The organism is Serratia odorifera (assembly GCF_041448735.1).
GTDB classification, from domain to species: Bacteria; Pseudomonadota; Gammaproteobacteria; order Enterobacterales; family Enterobacteriaceae; genus Serratia_F; species Serratia_F odorifera.
Genome location: NZ_JBGMUT010000005.1, coordinates 277,307 through 300,457 on the forward strand (window position 1 = coordinate 277,307; position 23,151 = coordinate 300,457).

Annotated in this window: 21 protein-coding genes; 20 read left to right on the top strand and 1 reads right to left on the bottom strand. The window is 57.0% G+C overall.

The window, feature by feature from the left end; genetic code table 11:
* The first annotated feature begins 72 nt into the window (after nt 1-72).
* The 12 genes from ACCC84_RS15485 (at nt 73) to nei (ending at nt 10,592) form a co-directional block, all read left to right on the top strand.
* Nucleotides 73-279 (top strand): YbfA family protein, encoded by a 207-nt coding sequence (locus ACCC84_RS15485; RefSeq protein WP_004965842.1) that lies wholly within the window; start codon nt 73-75, stop codon nt 277-279.
* A 142-nt stretch (nt 280-421) separates the two neighbouring features.
* Entirely contained in the window at nt 422-1,375 is a 954-nt protein-coding gene (locus ACCC84_RS15490; RefSeq protein WP_004965840.1) for a YbgA family protein, read from the top strand.
* A gap of 75 nt (nt 1,376-1,450) precedes the next feature.
* Nucleotides 1,451-2,881, top strand: a complete 1,431-nt coding sequence (gene phrB / locus ACCC84_RS15495; protein WP_371902049.1) for a deoxyribodipyrimidine photo-lyase — start codon at nt 1,451-1,453, stop codon at nt 2,879-2,881.
* Nucleotides 2,882-2,900: 19 nt separating this feature from the next.
* Nucleotides 2,901-3,881: an MBL fold metallo-hydrolase gene (locus ACCC84_RS15500; protein WP_371902050.1), complete on the top strand. Its 981-nt coding sequence runs from the start codon at nt 2,901-2,903 to the stop codon at nt 3,879-3,881.
* An 18-nt stretch (nt 3,882-3,899) separates the two neighbouring features.
* Nucleotides 3,900-4,643: a type 2 GTP cyclohydrolase I gene (locus ACCC84_RS15505; protein ID WP_004965833.1), complete on the top strand. Its 744-nt coding sequence runs from the start codon at nt 3,900-3,902 to the stop codon at nt 4,641-4,643.
* A 207-nt stretch (nt 4,644-4,850) separates the two neighbouring features.
* The gene (pxpB, locus tag ACCC84_RS15510; RefSeq protein WP_198773314.1) at nt 4,851-5,507 is read left to right on the top strand and encodes a 5-oxoprolinase subunit PxpB; all 657 of its coding nucleotides are present in this window, start codon (nt 4,851-4,853) and stop codon (nt 5,505-5,507) included.
* Nucleotides 5,501-6,433: a 5-oxoprolinase subunit PxpC gene (gene pxpC, locus ACCC84_RS15515; protein ID WP_004965828.1), complete on the top strand. Its 933-nt coding sequence runs from the start codon at nt 5,501-5,503 to the stop codon at nt 6,431-6,433. The genes pxpB and pxpC overlap by 7 nt, the downstream gene beginning before the upstream one ends.
* Nucleotides 6,423-7,160 carry a 5-oxoprolinase subunit PxpA gene (gene pxpA, locus ACCC84_RS15520; protein WP_371902051.1) on the top strand — a complete coding sequence of 246 codons (738 nt, stop codon included), beginning with the start codon at nt 6,423-6,425 and terminating at the stop codon, nt 7,158-7,160. The genes pxpC and pxpA overlap by 11 nt, the downstream gene beginning before the upstream one ends.
* A gap of 228 nt (nt 7,161-7,388) precedes the next feature.
* Nucleotides 7,389-8,117: a DUF969 domain-containing protein gene (locus ACCC84_RS15525; RefSeq protein ID WP_004965824.1), complete on the top strand. Its 729-nt coding sequence runs from the start codon at nt 7,389-7,391 to the stop codon at nt 8,115-8,117.
* Entirely contained in the window at nt 8,117-9,124 is a 1,008-nt protein-coding gene (locus tag ACCC84_RS15530) for a DUF979 domain-containing protein (protein ID WP_039992837.1), read from the top strand. Before ACCC84_RS15525 ends, ACCC84_RS15530 begins: the two co-directional genes overlap by 1 nt.
* Before the next feature lie 8 nt (nt 9,125-9,132).
* Nucleotides 9,133-9,777 (top strand): pyroglutamyl-peptidase I, encoded by a 645-nt coding sequence (pcp, locus tag ACCC84_RS15535; protein ID WP_004965820.1) that lies wholly within the window; start codon nt 9,133-9,135, stop codon nt 9,775-9,777.
* A 23-nt stretch (nt 9,778-9,800) separates the two neighbouring features.
* The gene (nei, locus tag ACCC84_RS15540; protein WP_004965817.1) at nt 9,801-10,592 is read left to right on the top strand and encodes an endonuclease VIII; all 792 of its coding nucleotides are present in this window, start codon (nt 9,801-9,803) and stop codon (nt 10,590-10,592) included.
* A gap of 203 nt (nt 10,593-10,795) precedes the next feature.
* Here the strand turns inward: nei and ACCC84_RS15545 are convergent, their stop codons facing one another.
* Entirely contained in the window at nt 10,796-12,085 is a 1,290-nt protein-coding gene (locus ACCC84_RS15545; RefSeq protein WP_004965815.1) for a citrate synthase, read from the bottom strand.
* A gap of 756 nt (nt 12,086-12,841) precedes the next feature.
* Here ACCC84_RS15545 and sdhC point away from each other — a divergent pair.
* The 8 genes from sdhC to sucD all read left to right on the top strand — a co-directional run bounded on the left by sdhC (nt 12,842) and on the right by sucD (nt 22,574).
* On the top strand, nt 12,842-13,231 hold the full coding sequence (sdhC, locus tag ACCC84_RS15550; RefSeq protein WP_004965813.1) for a succinate dehydrogenase cytochrome b556 subunit: 390 nt from the start codon (nt 12,842-12,844) through the stop codon (nt 13,229-13,231).
* Nucleotides 13,225-13,572: a succinate dehydrogenase membrane anchor subunit gene (gene sdhD, locus ACCC84_RS15555; RefSeq protein ID WP_004965811.1), complete on the top strand. Its 348-nt coding sequence runs from the start codon at nt 13,225-13,227 to the stop codon at nt 13,570-13,572. Before sdhC ends, sdhD begins: the two co-directional genes overlap by 7 nt.
* Nucleotides 13,573-13,575: 3 nt before the next feature.
* On the top strand, nt 13,576-15,342 hold the full coding sequence (gene sdhA, locus ACCC84_RS15560; RefSeq protein ID WP_004965810.1) for a succinate dehydrogenase flavoprotein subunit: 1,767 nt from the start codon (nt 13,576-13,578) through the stop codon (nt 15,340-15,342).
* 18 nt (nt 15,343-15,360) lie between these two features.
* On the top strand, nt 15,361-16,077 hold the full coding sequence (locus ACCC84_RS15565; RefSeq protein WP_004965808.1) for a succinate dehydrogenase iron-sulfur subunit: 717 nt from the start codon (nt 15,361-15,363) through the stop codon (nt 16,075-16,077).
* A gap of 290 nt (nt 16,078-16,367) precedes the next feature.
* Nucleotides 16,368-19,175, top strand: coding sequence for a 2-oxoglutarate dehydrogenase E1 component (sucA, locus tag ACCC84_RS15570; protein WP_273869107.1), 2,808 nt, complete (start codon nt 16,368-16,370; stop codon nt 19,173-19,175).
* 18 nt (nt 19,176-19,193) lie between these two features.
* Entirely contained in the window at nt 19,194-20,414 is a 1,221-nt protein-coding gene (gene odhB / locus ACCC84_RS15575) for a 2-oxoglutarate dehydrogenase complex dihydrolipoyllysine-residue succinyltransferase (RefSeq protein WP_004965803.1), read from the top strand.
* A gap of 121 nt (nt 20,415-20,535) precedes the next feature.
* Nucleotides 20,536-21,702 carry an ADP-forming succinate--CoA ligase subunit beta gene (sucC, locus tag ACCC84_RS15580; RefSeq protein ID WP_004965801.1) on the top strand — a complete coding sequence of 389 codons (1,167 nt, stop codon included), beginning with the start codon at nt 20,536-20,538 and terminating at the stop codon, nt 21,700-21,702.
* Nucleotides 21,702-22,574: a succinate--CoA ligase subunit alpha gene (gene sucD / locus ACCC84_RS15585; protein ID WP_004965798.1), complete on the top strand. Its 873-nt coding sequence runs from the start codon at nt 21,702-21,704 to the stop codon at nt 22,572-22,574. Before sucC ends, sucD begins: the two co-directional genes overlap by 1 nt.
* The last annotated feature ends 577 nt before the right edge of the window (nt 22,575-23,151 follow it).

A 23,151-nucleotide genomic window follows, 5' to 3' on the forward strand; every position in this document is an offset into this window, starting at 1 on the left:
TCGGTAAACGCGGGTTTACCGGCTGAGGCCGTGCGGCAGCGATGTTAAACAATAGGGTCAAAGGAGGTTCGCATGTCCCTGTATCACGCTTATCCATTGCATCGGATTCTCCTGCGCCGCAGCGCAGTAGTCCTGCTCGGCATATTGGCTTTGCCGATCATGCTGTTCCGCGCCGATCGCGCACGGTTCTACAGCTATTTGCACCGCGTCTGGTCCAAGACCAGCGATAAACCGGTGTGGCTGCAACAGGCGGAGCTGGCGTCTGGCGATTTTTACTAAACCGCGCTGCCGTGTCTGCAACCCTCGCATTGACATGCGGGGGTTTTTTTTCGCCATTTTTTAGCGTATTACCTTCGGTAGGTCGTATTAACTCACGAATTATTCTACACTTTTAGCATAATCCATCCTGCAGGGAACCAACATGAGCGATAAAATTCCGATCGGTATCAGCGCTTGCCTGTTAGGGGGCGCAGTGCGTTTCGACGGCGGCCATAAACGGCTGGCCTTTGCGGTGGAACAGCTGGCGCCGTTCGTGCAATTTGAGGCTATCTGCCCAGAAATGGCGATGGGATTGCCAGTCCCTCGTCCAGCGTTGCGGCTGGTCAAAAAGGGCCAGCAAACGGCGTTGTGCAACAGTAATGACAGCACGGTGGATGTTACCGATGATATGCAGCAGTTTTCCGCCCAACGGGTCGCGGCGCTGCAGCATTTATGTGGTTACATCGTCTGCGCCAAGTCGCCGAGCTGCGGCATGGAACGGGTCAGGGTGTATGGCGAACACGGCGAGGGCGCACGCAAAAGCGGCGTTGGGCTGTTTACCGCCGAACTGATGCGGCAGATGCCCTGGCTGCCGGTAGAAGAGGACGGCCGACTGAATGATGCGCAGCTGCGGGAGAATTTTGTCGAACGCGTCTACACGCTGTACGAACTGAATATGCTGTGGCAGCAGGGTTTGACGCGTGGCGCGCTGATGGCTTTTCACAGCCGTTACAAACTGTCGCTGCTGGCGCATTCACAGATGGAATATCGCCAGTTGGGGCGCTTTGTGGCCGCCATCGACCAATGGTCGTCGCTGGACGCCTTTGCACAGGAATACCGCAGCCGGTTGATGAAATTGCTGGCGCATAAGGCCACGCGGCGTAACCACACCAACGTACTGATGCACGTGCAAGGCTACTTCCGTCGTCAGCTCAGTGCGGCACAACGGCAAGAACTGGCGCAACTGATTGACCGTTATCGTCAGGGAATGCAACCGCTGTTGGCACCGATCACCCTGTTAAAACATTATATGGCGGAATATCCCGACAGCTATCTGGCGCAGCAACGTTATTTTGAGCCCTATCCGGAAGCGCTGCGGCTGCGTTACGGCCATTGAGCGCTCGGCGATGGCCGGGATCTGCCAGCCGATATTATCAACCCGCAAAGGGATAGCTCACCATAAAGGAGTGTTATGACCACCCATCTGGTCTGGTTGCGTAACGATTTGCGTGTCACCGACAACCAGGCGCTGTATGCCGCCTGTCGCGATCCCCAGGCCACGGTGATGGCGGTATTTATCGCCACGCCGCAGCAATGGCGGCAACATCATATGGCTGCGCGTCAGGCGGCGTTTATTCACGCCACGCTGCGGCAGCTGCAACAGGCGTTGGCGCAGCGCGGCATCCCGCTGGTCACCCAGCAATGTGACGATTTTGCCGCCGCCGTCGATTGGCTGGTTGATTTCTGTCAGGCTTCGCACGTTGATGCGCTGTTTTACAATCGCCAATACGAATTGAATGAACGACGGCGCGACCGCCAGCTGGAACAGCGTCTGAACGGCATGGTGAACTGCCAGGCGTTTGATGACAGTCTGTTGCTACCACCCGGCAGCGTACTGAGCGGTAACGGCGAAATGTATAAAATGTATACGCCGTTTCGCCGGGCGTTTCTGGCGCGTTTGGCGGAGTCTGACATTGCCAGTCTGCCGGCGCCCGCGCAGCGGTCCTGCGGTCAGTGGCAGGCCATCACGCCGCCGGCGCCGTTCGATTATCCTGCCGCTGAGCTTGACGACGGGTTCCCGGCGGGAGAGGAGGCGGCGCTGCGCCGGCTGCGCCATTTTTGCCGGCAGCAGGTGCAGGACTACCATCATCAACGCGATATTCCTGCGGTTGATGGCACCAGCGTTCTGTCACCCTATTTGGCGGTCGGCGCGCTGTCACCACGGCAATGTGTCAATCGTCTGCGTGCCGAATGTCCAGATATGCTGGCCAATCCGCACGGCGGTGCTTTCTGCTGGTTGAACGAGCTGATTTGGCGCGAATTTTACCGTCATTTGCTGGTGGCGAATCCGGCGTTGTGCCGCCACCGTCCCTTTATTGCCTGGACAGACCGGGTACGCTGGAACCCGGCGGCTGACAATTTCCTCGCCTGGCAGCAGGGGCGCACCGGTTATCCGATCGTCGATGCCGCCATGCGTCAGCTCAACCAGACCGGCTGGATGCATAATCGTCTGCGGATGATCGCCGCCAGTTTTTTGGTGAAAGATTTGCTGATCGACTGGCGTGCCGGCGAACGCTACTTCATGTCGCAACTGCTGGACGGCGATCTGGCCGCCAACAACGGTGGTTGGCAATGGGCAGCATCGACGGGCACTGACGCCGCACCGTATTTTCGCATTTTCAATCCCACCACCCAGGGCAAACGTTTTGATCCACAAGGCAGTTTTATTCGCAAGTGGTTGCCCGAACTGGCGGATGTGCCCGACAATGAACTCCATCAGCCCCACCGTTGGGCGGAAAAACAGCAACGAGTGCTGGATTATCCGTTGCCGATTGTCGATCACCCACAGGCCCGGCTGGCCACGCTGGCAGCGTTTGACGCGGCGAAGCGAGGAGCAGGGTAACGCGAGCAAGGAGCGAAGTATGTTGAAGAAGGTGTTGGCCGTTTGTCTGAGCGGTTACTCGGCGCTGGCGATGGCCGGTTTTGACGTGGTCGCACTGGGGGTAAACGGTGGCATCAGCGACGGCAATCTGACGTCCTACCTGATCCGCAGCGACGGACAGACACAGTATGTGGCGCTGGACGCCGGCTCATTGCTGCCCGGCATCGCCAAAGGGCTTGAAAAGGGCAGTTTCCCCCAGGTCACATCTCAACTGGCTGCGCCCTATACGCCGCAGGGGTACGTGTTTCGTCAATTGATTGGCGGCTATTTTATCAGTCACGCGCATCTCGACCACCTGGCGGGCCTGGTGCTGGCGGCGCCGGAAGATAACAAGAAAACCCTTTATGCCTCTTCAGATACCGTACTGACGTTGCGTAATCACTACTTCAACTGGAAGGTCTGGCCCAACTTCACCGATTCCGGCAACGGCGCCCGGCTGGGAACCTACCGTTTGCAGCCGGTGCGGGAGCAGCAGCGTTTCACCTTCGGCACTACCGGGCTGAGTGGCGTACTTTACCCCCTCAGTCACGATCGTTACCCTTCGTCGATGGTGTTGCTGTCCGATCGCAGCGGCGCATTTGCCTACTTCGGCGATACCGGGCCGGACGCGGTGGAGCAGTCGCGTCATCTGGATACCGTCTGGCGTGCGTTAGGTCCGCTGATCCAGCAAAAAAAGCTGAAGGGGATGATTATCGAAACCTCTTACCCAAACGGGGTGGCGGACAATCAGCTGTATGGTCATTTGACGCCGGACTGGCTGCTAAAAGAGCTGCATAACCTGCAAAAGTACAGCGGCGGCGACGGTTCGCTGCAAGACCTGCCGGTAGTGATAAGCCACGTCAAGCCGAGCATCAGGCAAGGTGACGATGTGCGCACCACCATTAAACGACAGTTGGATCAGGGGAACGATCTCGGCGTGAAATTTATCATGATGGAACAGGGCGATCGGCAGACGTTTTAATTTTAAAGAGAGAAATCCATGCATAACCTCGATCTGGAAAAACTGATCAACAACGAACTTAACTGCGCGGCGTTCCAGGACTATGCGCCCAACGGCCTGCAGGTGGAAGGGCGGCCACAGGTGCAGCGCATCGTCACCGGGGTAACTGCCTGTCAGGCGTTGTTGGACGCGGCGGTTGAACAGCAGGCCGACGCCATTGTGGTGCACCATGGCTACTTCTGGAAAAACGAAGCGCCGGCGGTGCGGGGCATGAAACGCAACCGCTTGAAGACGCTGCTCTGCAATGATATCAATTTGTACGGCTATCATCTGCCGCTGGATGCGCATCCGGTATTGGGCAACAACGCACAGTTGGCGCAGATGCTGGACATTGGTGCGATCGGTGAAGTGGAGCCGTTGGTGCCGTACGGGGAGCTGACTCAGCCATTGAGCGGTGAGCAATTGCAGCAGCGGATAGAAAGCCGCCTTGGGCGTACGGTGTTGCACTGCGGTGACAACGCCCCGGCGCAAATCCGTCGGGTGGCCTGGTGTACCGGCGGCGGACAGGGCTTTATCGACAGCGCGGCGCGCTTCGGCGTTGACGCCTTTATCAGTGGCGAAGTGTCTGAACAAACCATTCACAGCGCACGGGAAATGGGCGTGCACTTCTTTGCTGCCGGCCACCATGCCACCGAGCGTGGTGGCGTCAAGGCGTTGGGAGAATGGCTGGCGCAGCAGCATGGTTTTGACGTGACCTTTATCGATATCCCTAATCCCGCCTGATTTTTTCTCTTCAGGATCAGCCCGGCCACCGCGCCGGCTGAATCCTTTTACCGGCCTATCTCCTTATTTTCTCAATGGTTGCGTTCTATTGACAGCCAGAGCCCTGTCGAGCATAACTGATACGCAGACAAATAATAAATCCCCTGATGGGTTTCAAACGGCAGCCGTGCTGCGGTTTGCAATACTACGGGTACAAGGAGCATAAGGGTGCAACGAGCACGTTATTACCTACTGGGTGAAAGAGCGGTAGTGCTTGAACTGGCGCCACCGGTGACGCTGACCAGCCAGCAGCGCATCTGGGCGCTGGCGGAAAAACTCAACCACCATCCTCAGGTTCGCGAAGTGGTGCCAGGCATGAATAATCTGACCTTGATGCTGGATACGCCGCAGGCCGATGCCGAAGCGATGCTGGCATTATTGCAACAGGGGTGGGAAAGCAATGAAACGCTGGTACCGGAATCACGCCAGGTGGATATTCCGGTGGTTTACGGTGGCGAACAGGGGCCGGATCTGGCCGACGTGGCGCGCCATACCGGCATGACGATACAGCAGGTGGTCGAATGCCATGCCTCGGCAGACTATATCGTGTATTTCCTGGGATTTCAGCCGGGGTTCTCCTACCTTGGCGGCATGCCGGAACGCCTTGCCACGCCGCGTCGTGCCGAGCCGCGTCTGTCGGTACCCGCCGGTTCGGTGGGCATCGGCGGCAGCCAGACCGGCATTTATCCGCTGGCGACGCCGGGCGGCTGGCAACTGATTGGCCGTACGCCGTTGGCGCTGTTCAATCCGCTTGAAATGCCGCCTACGCTGCTGCGCCCCGGCGACAACGTGCGCTTTGTGCCGCAAAAGGAGGGCGTATGTTGAATATTTTACGCGCCGGCATTTACACCACGGTGCAGGATCTGGGCCGTAATGGCTTTCGTCGTTTGGGTATCAGCCAGGGCGGGGCGTTGGATACACCCGCGCTTAAAATTGCCAACCTGCTGGTGGGCAACGCGCCTGACGCCGCCGGCCTGGAAATCACCCTGGGCCAGTTCAGCGCCGAATTCACCCGCAGCGGCTGGATAGCGCTGACCGGGGCGGGTTGCGATGCGCAACTGGATGGCAAACCGCTGTGGACCGGATGGCGTTATGCGGTCAAAAAGGGTCAGAAGCTGGTATTGAGTCAGCCCAAACGCGGCATGCGCAGCTACCTGGCGCTGGCCGGTGGCATTGCGGTTGCAGAAATGCTCGGTTCACGCAGCACCGATCTGAAAGCCGCCTTTGGCGGGCTGGAGGGACGGCTGTTGAAAGATGGCGATCGCCTGCCGTTAGGCAAAAGTGCCTCGTTGCCGGCCACGTCGGTTGGGGTGAAGCAACTGCTGTTCAACAACCGCATTCGCGCCATGCCGGGGCCGGAATACGACGAGTTTACGCCGGAGGCACAGGAGGAATTTTGGCGTACCGCCTGGCAGCTCAGTCCACAGAGCAACCGCATGGGCTATCGACTGCATGGCAGCGGGATGCTGGCGCGTACCACCGATCGCGAAATGCTGTCGCACGGCCTGCTGCCGGGCGTGGTGCAGGTGCCGCACAACGGGCAGCCGATCGTATTGATGGCCGATGCGCAAACCACCGGTGGCTATCCGCGGATTGCCTGCGTGATCGAAGCCGATCTCTACCATTTGGCGCAGATCCGCCTGGGCGAACCGATCCATTTCATTCCTTGCAGCGTGGCGCAGGCGCAGCGCGCCAAAGCCGAGCAGGATCATTTTATCCAACAAATTGCCTGGGGGTTGAATGTTCGTTGATTTAAACGCCGATCTCGGTGAAGGCTGCGCCAATGACCAGGCGCTGCTGCAATTGGTCAGCTCCGCCAATATTGCCTGCGGCTTCCATGCTGGCGATGCGCAAACCATGCGGCAGTCGGTACGTTGGGCGCAGCAATACGGCGTAGCCATCGGCGCGCACCCGAGTTTCCCCGATCGCGAAAACTTTGGTCGCACGCGTATGCAACTGCCGCCGGAAACGGTGTTTGCACAGGTGGTGTATCAGTTGGGGGCGCTGGCCGCCATTGCTCGGGCGGAAGGCGCAGTGATGGTACATGTGAAGCCACACGGCATGTTGTACAACCAGGCGGCGGTCGAACCTGCACTGGCGGAGGCGATAGCCCGCGCGGTGCAGGCGGTTGACCCGGCGCTGCGGCTGGTAGGCCTGGCCGGCAGCGAGCTTATCCGCGCCGGGGAACGACTCGGGCTGGCAACGCGGCAGGAGGTGTTTGCCGATCGTGGATATCTGGCTGACGGCACGCTGGTGCCGCGTGGTCAACCGGGGGCGCTGATCGATAACGATGAGCACGCGTTGCAACAAACGCTGGAAATGGTGCGCCATCATCGCGTGCGCAGCGTGGAGGGTAAGTGGGCCGCCGTTCAGGCCGAAACCGTCTGCCTGCACGGTGACGGCGAACATGCGTTGGAATATGCAAGAAAATTGCGTGAAAGCTTTAAAAAACATAATATTAGCGTTAGCGCAGAATAATAATAACGCCAGATTGATGACCAGGTTGCCGTCGGGTACGACAGCCTGGCGGCTGGCGTAGCGAAAGCTGCTACCGGTGATTATCCTGCGGGGCAGGCCAGGGGATGCCAGGGGAACATTTGATTTGTCGGCGCTTTATGCCGCCACTTCAACGGCATGTTTTCGCTACGTTCTGCCGTTGTCAGCAGTCAGCACACAACATTACTAACATCATAAAAGGGAAACACTATGGAACAGGTGGTTAATCTCTGGCCACTGATCGGCATTGCCGTCATCGTGGTTGGCTTTGTTTTACGCTTTAATCCGGTATTGGTGGTGATCGCCGCCGGTATCGTCACCGGACTGGCGGCATTTATGCCGCTGGCGCAGATTCTGGAAAAGCTGGGGGAGGGGTTTCTCAATACCCGCAACCTGCCGCTGATATTGCTGTTGCCGCTGGCGGTTATCGGTTTGCTGGAACGCCATGGACTGAAAGAACGCGCACAGGCATGGATCGCCAAGATCAAAAGTGCCACCGCCGGTCGTTTGCTGATCGTCTATCTGTTTGTACGTGAAATTACCGCGGCGATGGGGCTGACCAGCCTGGGCGGGCACCCGCAAATGGTGCGTCCACTGCTGGCGCCGATGGCAGAAGGTGCGTCGGAGAACCGTTACGGCGAACTGCCTGAGCGCGTGCGACATCGCCTGCGTGCCATGTCGGCGGCAACCGACAACGTCGGGCTGTTCTTTGGCGAAGATATTTTTGTGGCGTTCGGCGCCATCATCTTTATGCACAATTTTATGCTGGAATCGGGGGGGATTCAGACCGAGCCGCTGCATATCGCTTTGTGGGGGATTCCGACGGCGATTTTTGCCTTCCTGATCCATTCCTTCCGTCTGTATCGCATGGACCGGCAGCTCAGCGCCGAACTGGCGCAGCTTAATCAGGCGGCGCTGCAGAGCAAGGGAGACGCATGATGCATTTTCAGCAGCAATATCTGTATTGGTTGGCCGGCGTGGTACTGGTGATTATCGCCGCGATGTCGCTGCGCGATCGCGCCAATCCGCGGCGTGTGACTACCGCACTGTTCTGGGGGCTTTATGGCCTGGTGTTCCTGGTGGGCGACTGGACTTACGCGCTGTTCGGCAGCGGGGCAGAGGCCAAGCGTTATCTGCATATCGCCATCGGCGGCCTGGTGGTGGTGATGGCATTGATTGCCGGCTTCGGCGGTGTGCGCCTTGGCAGTTATCATCAGCGTACGCCGCAGGAGCGTGAGGTTAGCGCCAAGCGGCTCGGTAACCGATTGTTTATTCCCGCGCTGGCGATACCGGTGGTGACGGTCGTCGGCGTACTGCTGTTCAATAATATTCCGGCGTTGCAAATGGCGGTGTTTGGCCCGGGCAATCACTCCACCCTGATTACGCTGTTTTCCATGGCATTGGGGGTAGTGCTCGGCGGTATCATTGCGGTGAGGATGACCCGTGAAAGCGCGACGCAGCCGTTGCAGGAGGCGCGACGTCTGCTGGATTCGATCGGTTGGGCGTTTATCCTGCCGCAGATCCTGGCCACGCTCGGTCTGCTGTTTACCGTGGCGGGCGTCGGCACGGCGATTTCACACCTGACGCAGGAGTATCTGGCGGTGGATAACCGCTTTATTGCGGTAGCGGTATACGCTATTGGCATGGCGGTGCTGACCATGGTAATGGGCAACGCCTTTGCCGCTTTCCCGATTGTCACCGCCGGTATCGGTATTCCCATCTTAGTGTTGCAGCACGGCGGTAATCCGGCGGTGATGGCGGCAATTGGCATGTTTTCAGGCTATTGCGGTACGCTAATGACGCCAATGGCGGCTAACTTTAATATTGTGCCGGCAGCACTGCTGGAGTTGCCGGACAAAAATGCGGTGATCAAGGCGCAGATCCCGACCGGTGCCTTGCTGTTGCTGGTCAACGTATTCCTGCTGTATTTCTTGATGTTCCTGTAGGAGAGCGCATGCAAAAAGTATTGATAACCGGCTTTGAACCGTTTGACGGCGAGCGTGTGAATCCTTCATGGGAAGTGGTCAGGCAACTGAACGATATGCAACTGGCCGGCATACGGGTAGTGGCGCGTCAGTTGCCGTGCGTGTTTGGCGCGGCGCGTGAGGCGCTGAACGCGGCGATTGACGAGGTCGAGCCGCTGCTGGTGCTGGCGATCGGTCAGGCCGGCGGCCGCAGCGATATTTCGCTGGAACGGGTGGCGATCAACGTCGACGATGCGCGCATCCCGGATAACCAGGGGCAGCAACCGATCGATGAGCCGATTGTCGCCGACGGCCCGGCGGCCTACTTCAGCAGTCTGCCGATCAAGGCAATGGCAACGGCAATGCGCGAGGCGGGTATTCCGGCGTCGGTATCGCAGACCGCCGGTACCTTTGTCTGCAACCATGTGATGTACGGTCTGCTGCACCATTTGCACCATCGGCCACACATCAAGGGCGGGTTCATTCATATTCCCTACCTGCCGGAACAGGCGGCGGCGCATCCCGGTGCGCCAAGCATGGCTGCCGGCACCGTGCTGTTTGCCCTGGAGCTGGCGATTTCCATCGCCCTGCAGGTGGAGCATGATTTGAAAATCGGCGGGGGCGCTACGCATTAACCCCCGTATCAGGAGACGTTAGCATGCCGGAAGGACCGGAAATTCGCCGGGCGGCAGATAGCTTGGCGGCGGCGGTGCTGGAGCAGCCGCTGACCGAGGTTTGGTTCGCCTTTGCGCAGTTAAGGCACTACCAGCCAGAGCTGATCGGTCAGCGGATCGTGGCGATTGAACCGCGCGGCAAGGCGCTATTGACGCATTTTTCCAATGGGTTAACGCTGTACAGCCATAACCAGCTGTATGGCGTATGGAAAGTGGCGAAGGCCGGGGAAACCCCGACGACCAAGCGCGATCTGCGGGTGAGGTTGCAAACGGCGCAGCAGGCGATTCTGCTGTACAGCGCGTCGGATATCACCCTCGGCCCGCGGGAAGAGATAGCCATGCATCCGTTTTTACAGCGCATCGGCCCGGATGTGCTGGATATGGCCTTGACGCAACGGCAGGTTACACAACGTTTGCTTGCGCCAGCATTTTGCCGGCGGCAGTTGGGCGGGCTGTTGCTCGATCAGGCATTTTTGGCGGGGCTGGGTAACTACCTGCGGGCGGAAATCCTGTGGCTGGCGCAGTTGGCGCCGCAACACCGGCCGCGGGATTTGTCTGCCGATGCGCTGCAACGTCTGGCGCAGGCAATATTGGCATTACCGCGATTATCTTATCAGACGCGTGGTCAGGCCAATGACGATGTGCATCATGGGGCGTTGTTCAGCTTTAAGGTGTTTCATCGCAGCGGCGAGCCGTGCCTGCGCTGCGGAGCGATGATCGTGAAAACCACGCTGTCGTCGCGGCCGTTTTACTGGTGCCCAAATTGCCAGCATTAACCGCTGGTGGCGGGTGTTGATAATGACTGTCTTGCTTGACGGTGGCCCAAATTGCCAGCATTAACCGCTGGTGGCGGGTGTTGATAATGCCTGTCTTGTTTGACGGTGGCCCAAATTGCCAGCATTAACCGCTGGTAGTGGTTAATAAAAAAACGCCGCCCTGATGGGCGGCGTTGTCAGATTCAATCTGGGTCAATGCGGCGTTATTTCTTCAACTGGGAATTGAAATCACGCTCGGCGTAGCCGGTATACAGCTGGCGCGGACGGGCGATCTTGATGCCTTCGTCGTGCATTTCGTTCCAGTGGGCGATCCAGCCTATGGTACGCGCGATGGCGAAGATCACGGTGAACATCGAGGACGGAATGCCCATTGCCTTCAGAATAATGCCTGAATAGAAGTCGACGTTCGGGTACAGTTTCTTCTCGATGAAGTACGGGTCGTTCAGCGCGATGTGTTCCAGCTCCATCGCCACGGCCAGCAGGTTATCGTCTTTCTTGTTCAGTTCTTTCAGCACTTCGTGACAGGTTTCACGCATCACCGTGGCGCGCGGATCGTAATTTTTGTACACCCGGTGGCCGAAGCCCATCAGACGGAACGAATCGTTCTTGTCTTTGGCGCGCTTGATGAACTCTGGAATGTGTTCAACGGTTTTGATTTCTTCCAGCATCTTCAGTGCGGCTTCGTTGGCGCCACCGTGCGCCGGCCCCCACAGGGAAGCAATACCGGCCGCGATGCAGGCAAACGGGTTGGCGCCTGAGGAACCGGCGGTACGCACGGTAGAGGTGGACGCGTTCTGCTCGTGATCGGCATGCAGGATCAGGATGCGATCCATGGCGCGTTCCAGCACCGGGTTCACCACGTACTCTTCACACGGGGTGGCGAACATCATGTGCAGGAAGTTACCGGCGTAAGACAGATCGTTGCGCGGATACACGAACGGCTGGCCAAGAGAGTATTTGTAACACATCGCCGCCACGGTCGGCATTTTGGACAGCAGGCGGAATGCGGTAATTTCACGGTGGCGTTCATTGTTGACGTCGAGCGCATCGTGGTAGAACGCCGCCAGCGCGCCGGTTACGCCACACAGCACCGCCATGGGGTGCGAGTCGCGACGGAAGCCACGGAACAGATGGGTGATCTGATCGTGGATCATGGTGTGGCGGGTGACGGTGGTCTTGAAGGTTTCGAACTCTTCCGGCGTTGGAGTTTCGCCGTACAGCAGGATGTAACACACTTCCAGATAAGAAGATTGTTTCGCCAGCTGCTCGATCGGGAAGCCACGGTGCAGAAGAACACCTTTGTCACCGTCAATGAAGGTGATTTTGGATTCGCAAGAAGCGGTGGAGGTAAAGCCGGGATCGAATGTGAAATAACCTTTGGAACCCAGGGCGCGGACGTCGAGGACATCGGGACCCAGCGTTGGGGTTAGTACGCCCAGTTCGATCGGAGCTTCGCCGCCATTGATGGTTAGCGTCGCTTTCTTATCAGTCATTTACAGTCTCCTTAGCGCCTTATTTTAAAAACCTCTAACAACTGAAATACCTTAAATCTCCGCCAGTTGCCCACAAATGAGCAAAACCGGCGCCAACTCTGTGAGCGACTGCGCAATTGCGCTGGTAGGGTACAGAGTGTCAAACCGTTCGTCATTCATGTCGCAGCGGTGTGGCCGCGTGCCGACCCCGATGGTGTATGCCGTTCAGGCAGTCGGGGACATACGCTTGCCTCCTGGCTACAATGTGACATCCATTGGGTTTGACCAGGCGAACGAGACGGGTGACCAGTTGTTAACGATTCGTTGAATTCGTTATTTTCTGTTAATCATTACCTACGACGTGTTCGGGGGTTTTAACCAAATACACTGTTGCATAACTTGTGCGTAGGGGGAAGTGTATCTGCTGACCTATAGCGCATCATAGGACCGTTTGTGCCCCTATATGTAATGGAAATGTTGATCTCTTGTCAAATCAGATAATTAATTTTGTACCAATTGTGAAAATCGTGATCTAAATCACTGTTCGGGGGAAATGTTATCAAAGGGATTGTACGGGAATTGTAATCAGAATGTGATCCTCCTATACTGCCGCCAGGTCTCCGGATTACCCTGAAGTAGGAGCACCCAGCGTTATAACTACGCGCCGTTTAAGCACAGAGGATGTTGATGTTTGAGCGCGTGACGTGTAAGGGTTTTGGCTCTTAACGCTGTCTGATCCCCACCCAGGCCCGGAGGAAGGAAAATAATAAGAGCTGTGTGGGCAAAACCGTGAAAAAACAAAGACCTGTCAACCTGGATCTGCAAACGATCCGGTTTCCCGTAACTGCGATAGCGTCCATCTTACACCGAGTCTCTGGCGTAATTACCTTCGTTGCCGTGGGTATCCTCCTCTGGCTGCTGGGCATGTCACTCTCCTCCCAAGAGGGTTTCCTGCAGGCTGCCGCCATCATGAATAGCTTCTTCGTCAAATTCATCTTCTGGGGGATCCTCACTGCGTTGGCCTATCACATTTGCGGTGGCATTCGTCACTTGTTAATGGATTTTGGCTATATCGAAGAGAGTTTAGCCGCTGGCCAGCGTTCTGCCCAGGTGGCGTTCGTTCTGACCGCCGTGCTGTCAATTCTGGCTGGAGTCCTCGTATGGTAAGCAATGTTTCTGCATTAGGACGTAACGGCGTACACGACTGGTTGTTACTGCGTGCTTCCGCCATCGTCATCACCCTGTATGTTCTCTATATCCTGGGCTTTGTTGCCACGGCTCCGGACATGACCTATGAAATCTGGCGCGGTTTCTTCGCAACCAGCATTACGAAAGTATTCACCCTGTTAACGCTGTTGTCGATTCTGGTGCACGCCTGGATCGGTATGTGGCAGGTGCTGACGGACTATATCAAGCCACTGGCGTTACGCCTGATGCTGCAACTGGCGATTGTCGTCGCGTTGCTGGTCTATTTACTGTACGGAACAATCGTAGTGTGGGGTGCGTAAACAATGAAACTGCCAGTCAGAGAGTTTGATGCAGTGGTTATCGGTGCAGGCGGCGCAGGTATGCGCGCGGCACTGCAAATTTCCCAAGCGGGCTCAACCTGTGCCCTGCTGTCAAAAGTATTCCCGACCCGTTCCCATACCGTGTCTGCCCAGGGCGGTATCACCGTTGCGCTGGGTAACAGCCACGAGGACAACTGGGAATGGCATATGTACGATACGGTGAAAGGCTCCGATTACATCGGTGACCAGGACGCCATTGAATATATGTGTAAAACCGGCCCGGAAGCGATTCTGGAACTGGAACACATGGGCTTGCCGTTTTCCCGCCTGGACGATGGCCGCATTTACCAACGTCCATTCGGTGGCCAGTCGCTGAACTTCGGCGGCGAGCAGGCGGCACGTACCGCGGCGGCGGCTGACCGTACCGGTCATGCGCTGCTCCACACCCTGTATCAACAGAACCTGAAGAATCACACCACCATCTTTTCCGAGTGGTACGCGCTTGATCTGGTCAAAAACCAGGATGGCGCGGTGGTGGGCACTACCGCCATCTGTATTGAAACCGGCGAAGTGGTGTACTTCAAGGCCAAGGCGACCGTGCTGGCCACCGGCGGTGCGGGCCGTATTTACCAGTCCACTACCAACGCCCACATCAATACCGGCGATGGTGTCGGCATGGCTATTCGTGCCGGCGTGCCAGTGCAGGATATGGAAATGTGGCAGTTCCACCCAACCGGCATCGCCGGAGCCGGGGTACTGGTTACCGAAGGTTGCCGCGGCGAAGGTGGCTACCTGCTGAACAAGCACGGCGAGCGCTTTATGGAGCGTTATGCGCCAAACGCCAAGGATCTGGCGGGTCGCGACGTGGTTGCCCGTTCGATCATGATCGAAATCCGCGAAGGCCGCGGCTGCGAGGGTCCATGGGGTCCGCATGCCAAGCTGAAACTGGATCACCTCGGTAAGGACGTGCTGGAATCTCGCCTGCCGGGCATTCTCGAGCTGTCGCGTACCTTTGCTCACGTCGATCCGGTTAAAGAACCGATCCCGGTTATCCCGACCTGCCACTATATGATGGGCGGTATTCCGACCAAAGTGACCGGTCAGGCGCTGACGGTGAACGAAAAAGGTGAAGACGTCGTGATTCCGGGGCTGTTCGCGGTGGGTGAAATCGCCTGCGTATCGGTACACGGCGCCAACCGTCTGGGCGGTAACTCGCTGCTGGATCTGGTGGTGTTCGGCCGTTCCGCCGGCATGCACCTGCAGGAATCGTTGGCAGAGCAGGGTGAAAGCCGTGACGCCAGCGACTCTGACGTCGAAGCTTCGCTGGACCGCCTCAATCGCTGGAACAATACCCGCTCCGGTGAAGATCCGGTCGAAATCCGCAAGGCACTGCAATCCTGTATGCAGCACAACTTCTCGGTGTTCCGCGAAGGTGATGCGATGGCGAAAGGATTGGAAGAGCTGAAAGTGATCCGTGAACGCCTGAAGAACGCCCGTCTGGACGATACCTCCAGCGAATTCAACACCCAGCGTATTGAATGCCTGGAGTTGGATAACCTGATGGAGACTGCGTTTTCCACCGCCGTTTCGGCCAACTTCCGTACCGAGAGCCGTGGCGCGCACAGCCGCTTCGACTATCCGGAACGTGACGATGCCAACTGGCTGTGCCATTCGCTGTATCTGCCGCAGTCGGAAAGCATGACGCGTCGTGAAGTGAACATGCAACCGACACTGCGCCCGGCATTCCCGCCGAAAGTGCGTTCTTACTAATTTCGCGGAGATCGATTGATGAAACTCGAATTCTCAATATATCGCTATAACCCGGATGTCGACGACGCTCCGCACATGCAGGATTACCAGCTTGAGGCGGAAGAAGGGCGCGACATGATGCTGCTGGACGCGCTGATTCTGCTGAAGGAAAAGGATCCGACGCTGTCGTTCCGTCGCTCATGCCGTGAAGGCGTGTGCGGTTCCGACGGTCTGAACATGAACGGTAAAAATGGCCTGGCGTGTATCACCCCGGTGTCGTCGCTGAGCAAAGGCAAGGGTAAAATCGTCATTCGCCCGCTGCCGGGGTTGCCGGTAGTACGCGACCTGGTGGTCGATATGGGGCAGTTTTATACCCAGTATGAAAAGATCAAGCCTTACCTGCTGAACGACGGAAAAACGCCGCCGGCGCGCGAGCACCTGCAATCGCCAGAACAACGGGCTAAACTTGATGGTTTGTACGAGTGCATTCTGTGCGCCTGTTGCTCCACCTCGTGTCCGTCGTTCTGGTGGAACCCGGACAAATTCGTTGGCCCGGCTGGCCTGTTGGCGGCGTATCGCTTCCTGATTGACAGCCGTGACACCGAAACCGCAGCACGTTTGGATGATCTGGACGACGCTTTCAGTGTTTTCCGCTGCCATAGCATTATGAATTGTGTCAGTGTATGTCCTAAAGGCTTGAACCCGACCCGCGCTATCGGTCACATCAAGTCGATGCTGCTGCAACGCGGCGCATAATCGGATGGTGCGCCGGGCTTGCCCGGCGCACCATTGGCAGGAAACCTCTAAAAACTGACCCGTGATTGTGGCAGCAGACAATCAGGTTCGTCCCGCCGGTTTTTAGAGGTTCCTTGTAAGGGACCGCAAGGTCCATAGCAGAACGTAAATAGATACCCGAAGTCGCCGATGCCCTGCATTGGCAGCCCAGGGGATACGTCCAGTGAACCGTTTTTACGGCAAACCGTTTCAATCACGGTAATTATGTTAACCACGGCGAAAACTAAAGCTTTAAAGCTTAAGGGATCATAATGCAGAACGGCGCAATGAAGGCCTGGCTGGATTCCTCCTATCTGGCGGGCGCGAACCAGTCCTACATAGAGCAGCTCTATGAAGACTTTTTAACCGATCCGGGCTCCGTTGAAGATAGCTGGCGTTCCATTTTCCAACAGCTACCAACTGCGGGTGTCAAACCCGATCAACTCCACTCCCAAACTCGTGAATACTTCCGCCGGCTGGCGAAGGACTCTGCGCGTTATAACTCCACCATCACCGATCCTGAAACCGATGCCAAGCAGGTCAAGGTATTGCAGCTGATTAACGCCTTCCGTTTCCGCGGACATCAGCATGCCAACCTCGATCCGCTCGGGCTGTGGAAGCAGGAAGCGGTTTCTGACCTCGATCCGGCATACCACAACCTGACCGAGGCGGATTTCCAGGAAAGTTTCAACGTGGGTTCATTTGCCATTGGCAAGGAAACCATGAAGCTGGCGGATCTGTACGCCGCGCTGAAGCAGACCTATTGCGGTTCGATCGGTGCGGAATACATGCACATCACCAACACGGAAGAAAAACGCTGGATCCAGCAGCGTATTGAGTCCGTGGTCGGTCATGCCAGCTTCACCACTGACGAAAAGCGTCGTTTCCTGAACGAGCTGACCGCAGCGGAAGGGCTGGAGCGCTATCTGGGCGCCAAGTTCCCAGGGGCGAAACGCTTCTCGCTGGAAGGCGGCGACGCGCTGGTACCCATGCTGAAGGAAATGGTGCGTCATGCCGGTAAGAACGGCACGCGCGAAGTGGTGCTGGGCATGGCTCACCGTGGGCGACTGAACGTGCTGATCAACGTGCTGGGTAAAAAACCGGCCGATCTGTTCGACGAATTCGCCGGCAAGCACAAAGAGCACCTCGGTACTGGCGACGTAAAATATCACCAGGGCTTCTCCTCCGACGTTGAAACCGAAGGCGGCATGGTGCACCTGGCGCTGGCGTTCAACCCGTCACACCTGGAGATCGTCAGCCCGGTGGTCATGGGCTCGGTTCGCGCACGTCGCGATCGTCTGGACGAAGCGCGCAGTAACATGGTGCTGCCAATCACCATCCACGGTGACGCTGCGATTACCGGTCAGGGCGTGGTGCAGGAAACCCTGAACATGTCTCAGGCGCGCGGCTACGAAGTGGGTGGCACGGTGCGTATCGTCATCAACAACCAGATTGGTTTTACCACCTCCAATCCGCAGGATGCGCGCTCGACCCAATACTGTACCGACATTGCCAAGATGGTGCAGTCGCCTATCTTCCACGTCAATGCGGACGATCCGGAAGCGGTAGCCTTTGTTACCCGTCTGGCGTTGGATTTCCGTAACACCTTTAAACGTGACGTGATGATCGATCTGGTCTGCTACCGTCGCCATGGGCACAACGAGGCCGATGAGCCAAGTGCAACCCAGCCGGTGATGTATCAGAAGATCAAAAAGCATCCGACACCTCGCAAGATTTATGCCGACGTGCTGACCGAGCAAAAAGTCGCCACGCTGGAAGATGCCACGGAAATGGTCAACCTGTATCGCGATGCGCTCGACCGCGGCGAATGCGTGGTGGAAGAGTGGCGGCCGATGAATCTGCACTCCTTTACCTGGTCGCCGTACCTCAACCACGAGTGGGACGAAGAGTACCCAAGCAAGGTTGAAACCAAACGCCTGCAGGATCTGGCGCGCCGTATCAGTACGGTGCCGGACGCGGTAGAAATGCAGTCGCGGGTAGCAAAAATCTATGGCGATCGCAGCGAAATGGCCGCCGGCAACAAACCGTTCGACTGGGGCGCGGCCGAAACGCTGGCCTATGCCACGCTGGTAGATGAAGGCATCCCAATCCGCCTGTCCGGTGAAGACGCCGGTCGCGGGACCTTCTTCCACCGCCATGCGGTGGTGCACAACCAGAAAAACGGTTCGGTGTACGTCCCGCTGTCCAATGTGCATTCCGGCCAGGGCGAGTTCAAGGTATGGGACTCGGTGCTGTCTGAAGAAGCGGTGCTGGCATTCGAATACGGCTACGCCACCGCAGAACCGCGTACCCTGACCATCTGGGAAGCGCAGTTCGGTGACTTCGCCAACGGCGCGCAGGTGGTGATTGACCAGTTCATCAGCTCTGGCGAACAGAAATGGGGCCGCATGTGTGGTCTGGTGATGTTGCTGCCGCATGGTTACGAAGGCCAGGGCCCGGAGCACTCCTCCGCACGTCTGGAACGTTATCTGCAGCTGTGTGCCGAACAGAACATGCAGGTGTGCATCCCGTCTACGCCGGCGCAGGTTTATCACATGTTGCGTCGCCAGGCGTTGCGCGGCATGCGCCGTCCGCTGGTGGTGATGTCGCCGAAATCCCTGTTGCGCCATCCGCTGGCCATATCCTCGCTGGATGAACTGGCCAACGGCAGCTTCCTGCCGGCGATCGGTGAAATCGACGAGCTGGATCCGAAAGCGGTCAAGCGTGTGGTGATGTGCTCGGGCAAGGTGTATTACGACCTGCTGGAACAACGCCGCAAAAACGACAAGAAAGACGTCGCCATCGTCCGTATCGAACAGCTGTATCCGTTCCCGCACCAGGCGGTGCAGGCGGTACTGGAACAGTATGCGCACGTGCATGACTTCGTCTGGTGTCAGGAAGAGCCGCTGAACCAGGGGGCCTGGTACTGTAGCCAGCATAATTTCCGTGAAGTGATTCCTTTCGGGGCCTCTTTACGTTACGCCGGGCGTCCAGCCTCTGCCTCGCCGGCAGTGGGTTATATGTCCGTACACCAGAAGCAGCAACAGGCTCTGGTTAATGATGCGCTGAATATTGATTAAAAATTTAAGGGAAAGCTAATGAGTAGCGTAGATATTCTGGTTCCTGACCTTCCTGAATCGGTAGCGGATGCGACCGTGGCGACCTGGCATAAAAAACCGGGTGATGCGGTAAACCGTGATGAAGTGCTGGTAGAGATCGAAACCGACAAAGTGGTACTCGAAGTACCGGCCAGTGAAGCGGGCATCCTGGATGCGATCGTTGAAGACGAAGGTGCCACGGTGCTTTCTCGTCAAATCCTGGGGCGTATTCGCCCGGGCGACAGCGCGGGCAAACCGACCGCAGAAAAGAGCCAGAGCACAGAATCCACCCCGGCCCAGCGCGCTACCGCCAGCCTGGACGAAGAGAGCAATGACGCGCTCAGCCCGGCGATTCGCCGTCTGATTGCCGAACACGATCTCGATGCTGCCGCCATCAAGGGCAGCGGCGTGGGTGGCCGTATCACCCGTGAAGACGTTGAAGCGCACCTGGCGAACGGCGGCAAGCAAGCCGCCAAGCCGGCGGCAGCGGCAGAGGCCGCACCGCAGCCAGCCTTGAGCGCACGCTCCGAAAAACGCGTGCCGATGTCTCGTCTGCGCAAACGCGTGGCCGAGCGTCTGTTGGAAGCGAAGAACAGCACGGCCATGCTGACGACTTTCAACGAAATCAACATGCAGCCGATTATGGATCTGCGCAAGCAATACGGCGAAGCCTTCGAAAAACGCCACGGTGTACGTCTGGGCTTTATGTCCTTCTACATCAAGGCGGTGGTTGAAGCGTTGAAACGCTATCCGGAAGTGAACGCCTCTATCGACGGTGAAGACGTTGTCTATCACAACTACTTCGACGTCAGCATCGCGGTTTCTACCCCGCGTGGCCTGGTAACGCCGGTTCTGCGCGACGTGGACACCATGAGCATGGCGGACATCGAGAAGAAAATCAAAGAGCTGGCGGTCAAAGGTCGTGACGGCAAATTGAAAGTGGAAGAACTGACCGGCGGTAACTTCACCATTACCAACGGCGGCGTCTTCGGCTCGCTGATGTCTACCCCGATCATCAACCCGCCACAGAGCGCGATCCTCGGCATGCATGCCATCAAGGATCGTCCAATGGCGGTGAACGGCCAGGTGGTCATTCAGCCGATGATGTATCTTGCGCTCTCTTACGATCACCGCCTGATCGACGGCAAAGAGTCCGTGGGTTATCTGGTGACGGTGAAAGAGATGCTGGAAGATCCGGCTCGTCTGCTGCTGGACGTATAGTAACGCCTACCTGGGCGCGGCAATGTCGCGCCCGCACTCTGTGCTATGTGGCCGATACGTCACGCGGTTTTTCCGCAACGGTGACCCGGCTAAAACTTCAGACCTGAATGGATAGAACATCATGAATTTACACGAATATCAGGCAAAACAGCTGTTTGCTCGGTATGGTATGCCGGCACCAACCGGTTATGCCTGTACTACACCGCGTGAAGCAGAAGAAGCCGCCTCCAAAATCGGCTCCGGCCCGTGGGTAGTGAAATGTCAGGTTCATGCTGGCGGCCGCGGCAAAGCTGGCGGCGTTAAAGTGGTTAACAGCAAGGAAGATATCCGCGCCTTCGCTGAAGCGTGGCTGGGCAAACGTCTGGTGACCTACCAGACTGACGCGCTGGGCCAACCGGTTCACCAGATCCTGGTGGAAGCGGCGACCGACATCGATAAAGAGCTGTACCTGGGCGCGGTGGTTGACCGCGGTACGCGTCGTATCGTGTTCATGGCGTCTACCGAAGGCGGCGTGGAAATCGAGAAAGTGGCGGAAGAAACCCCGGAACTGATCCACAAGATGACCATCGATCCACTGGCAGGCCCACAGCCTTACCAGGGGCGTGAGCTGGCGTTCAAACTGGGTCTGACCGGCAAGCAGGTCAGCCAGTTCGCCAAGATCTTCATGGGTCTGGCCACGCTGTTTATCGAACGCGATCTGGCGATGGTTGAGATCAACCCGCTGGTGATCACCAAGCAGGGCGATCTGATCTGCCTGGACGGTAAACTGGGCGCTGACGGCAATGCCCTGTTCCGCCAGTCCGAACTGCGTGAAATGCGCGATCCTTCTCAGGAAGACGAGCGCGAATCACGTGCAGCGCAGTGGGAACTGAACTACGTCGCGCTGGACGGCAACATCGGCTGCATGGTTAACGGCGCAGGTCTGGCGATGGGTACCATGGACATCGTTAAACTGCACGGTGGCGAACCGGCCAACTTCCTGGACGTCGGTGGCGGCGCAACCAAGGAGCGTGTGACCGAAGCGTTCAAAATCATCCTGTCTGACGACAAGGTGAAAGCGGTTCTGGTTAACATTTTCGGTGGTATCGTGCGTTGCGATCTGATCGCCGACGGTATCATTGGCGCAGTGGCTGAAGTGGGCGTTAACGTCCCGGTGGTGGTGCGTCTGGAAGGTAACAACGCCGAACTGGGCGCCAAGAAACTGGCGGACAGCGGTTTGAATATCATTGCTGCGACCAGCCTGACTGATGCGGCTCAGCAAGTTGTTGCGGCAGTGGAGGGTAAATAATGTCCATTTTAATCGATAAGAACACCAAAGTAATTTGCCAGGGCTTCACCGGTAGCCAGGGGACCTTCCACTCCGAGCAGGCGATCGCCTACGGCACCAAAATGGTTGGCGGTGTAACGCCAGGCAAGGGCGGCACCACGCATCTGGGCCTGCCGGTGTTCAACACCGTGCGTGAAGCGGTAGAAACCACCGGCGCCACCGCGTCTGTTATCTACGTTCCTGCACCGTTCTGTAAAGACTCCATCCTGGAAGCCATCGATGCAGGCATCAAACTGATCATCACCATCACCGAAGGCATCCCGACGCTGGACATGCTGACCGTCAAGGTGAAGCTGGATGAAGCGGGTGTGCGGATGATCGGCCCGAACTGCCCAGGTGTGATCACTCCGGGCGAATGCAAAATCGGCATCATGCCTGGCCATATCCATTTGCCGGGTAAAGTGGGTATTGTTTCTCGTTCCGGGACGCTGACCTATGAAGCGGTGAAGCAAACTACCGATGCAGGTCTGGGTCAGTCCACCTGCGTGGGCATTGGCGGCGATCCAATTCCTGGGTCTAACTTCATCGATATCCTGAAAATGTTCCAGGAAGATCCGCAAACTGAAGCTATCGTCATGATCGGTGAAATCGGCGGCAGCGCGGAAGAAGAAGCGGCAGCCTATATCAAGGAACACGTGACCAAGCCGGTGGTTGGCTATATCGCTGGCGTTACCGCGCCGAAGGGCAAACGTATGGGCCACGCTGGCGCCATCATTGCCGGCGGCAAAGGCACTGCGGATGAGAAATTCGCCGCGCTGGAAGCGGCAGGGGTGAAAACCGTACGCAGCCTGGCTGACATCGGTGACGCCGTGAAAGCGGTATTGAATCGCTAATCAGTACGCGATAACACCATTTCGACATGTTTGGCCGCCCATTGGGCGGCCTTTTTTATGTCCAGTGATCAAAACGTGCCTTGCTGCGGCGTAAGAAAATAAAATTATAAAATTTGCGATCGACTCCGCAAACTGACGCTATAGTTAATTAGCCTATCCTTCATTTTGACTCAAGGCAGGATAAGTCTTGCAGGAAAATAAAAGGTTAATATTCGGTGCATTAAAATAGCCGTTTACTCTAATGTCAGCCTTTTCGGTCACAAGCCATTAACACAAAAATATCATTAAAAAACAATTAAACCATTAATTAACACGGCCTCAAGAAAATTAGACGAAATCGTGTGATGAATCTGGAAATAAACTCCAGTTAGGCTTAAATTGTTCCAGATCAATTTGCACCCGAGTACCACTTTTGGCTACGTTTTGACCTGTATCCAAATTTCCAACCCGCGTCACGTAAAAACCTATTTATTGTGTGGGTTTGGGCGAGTATCATCATAATGTAATTATGAATTGTTGATCTTGTTGCATTTGTTACCCGCTGTCGGTTTTCGGTGGTGCGTTCATACCTGGTCTG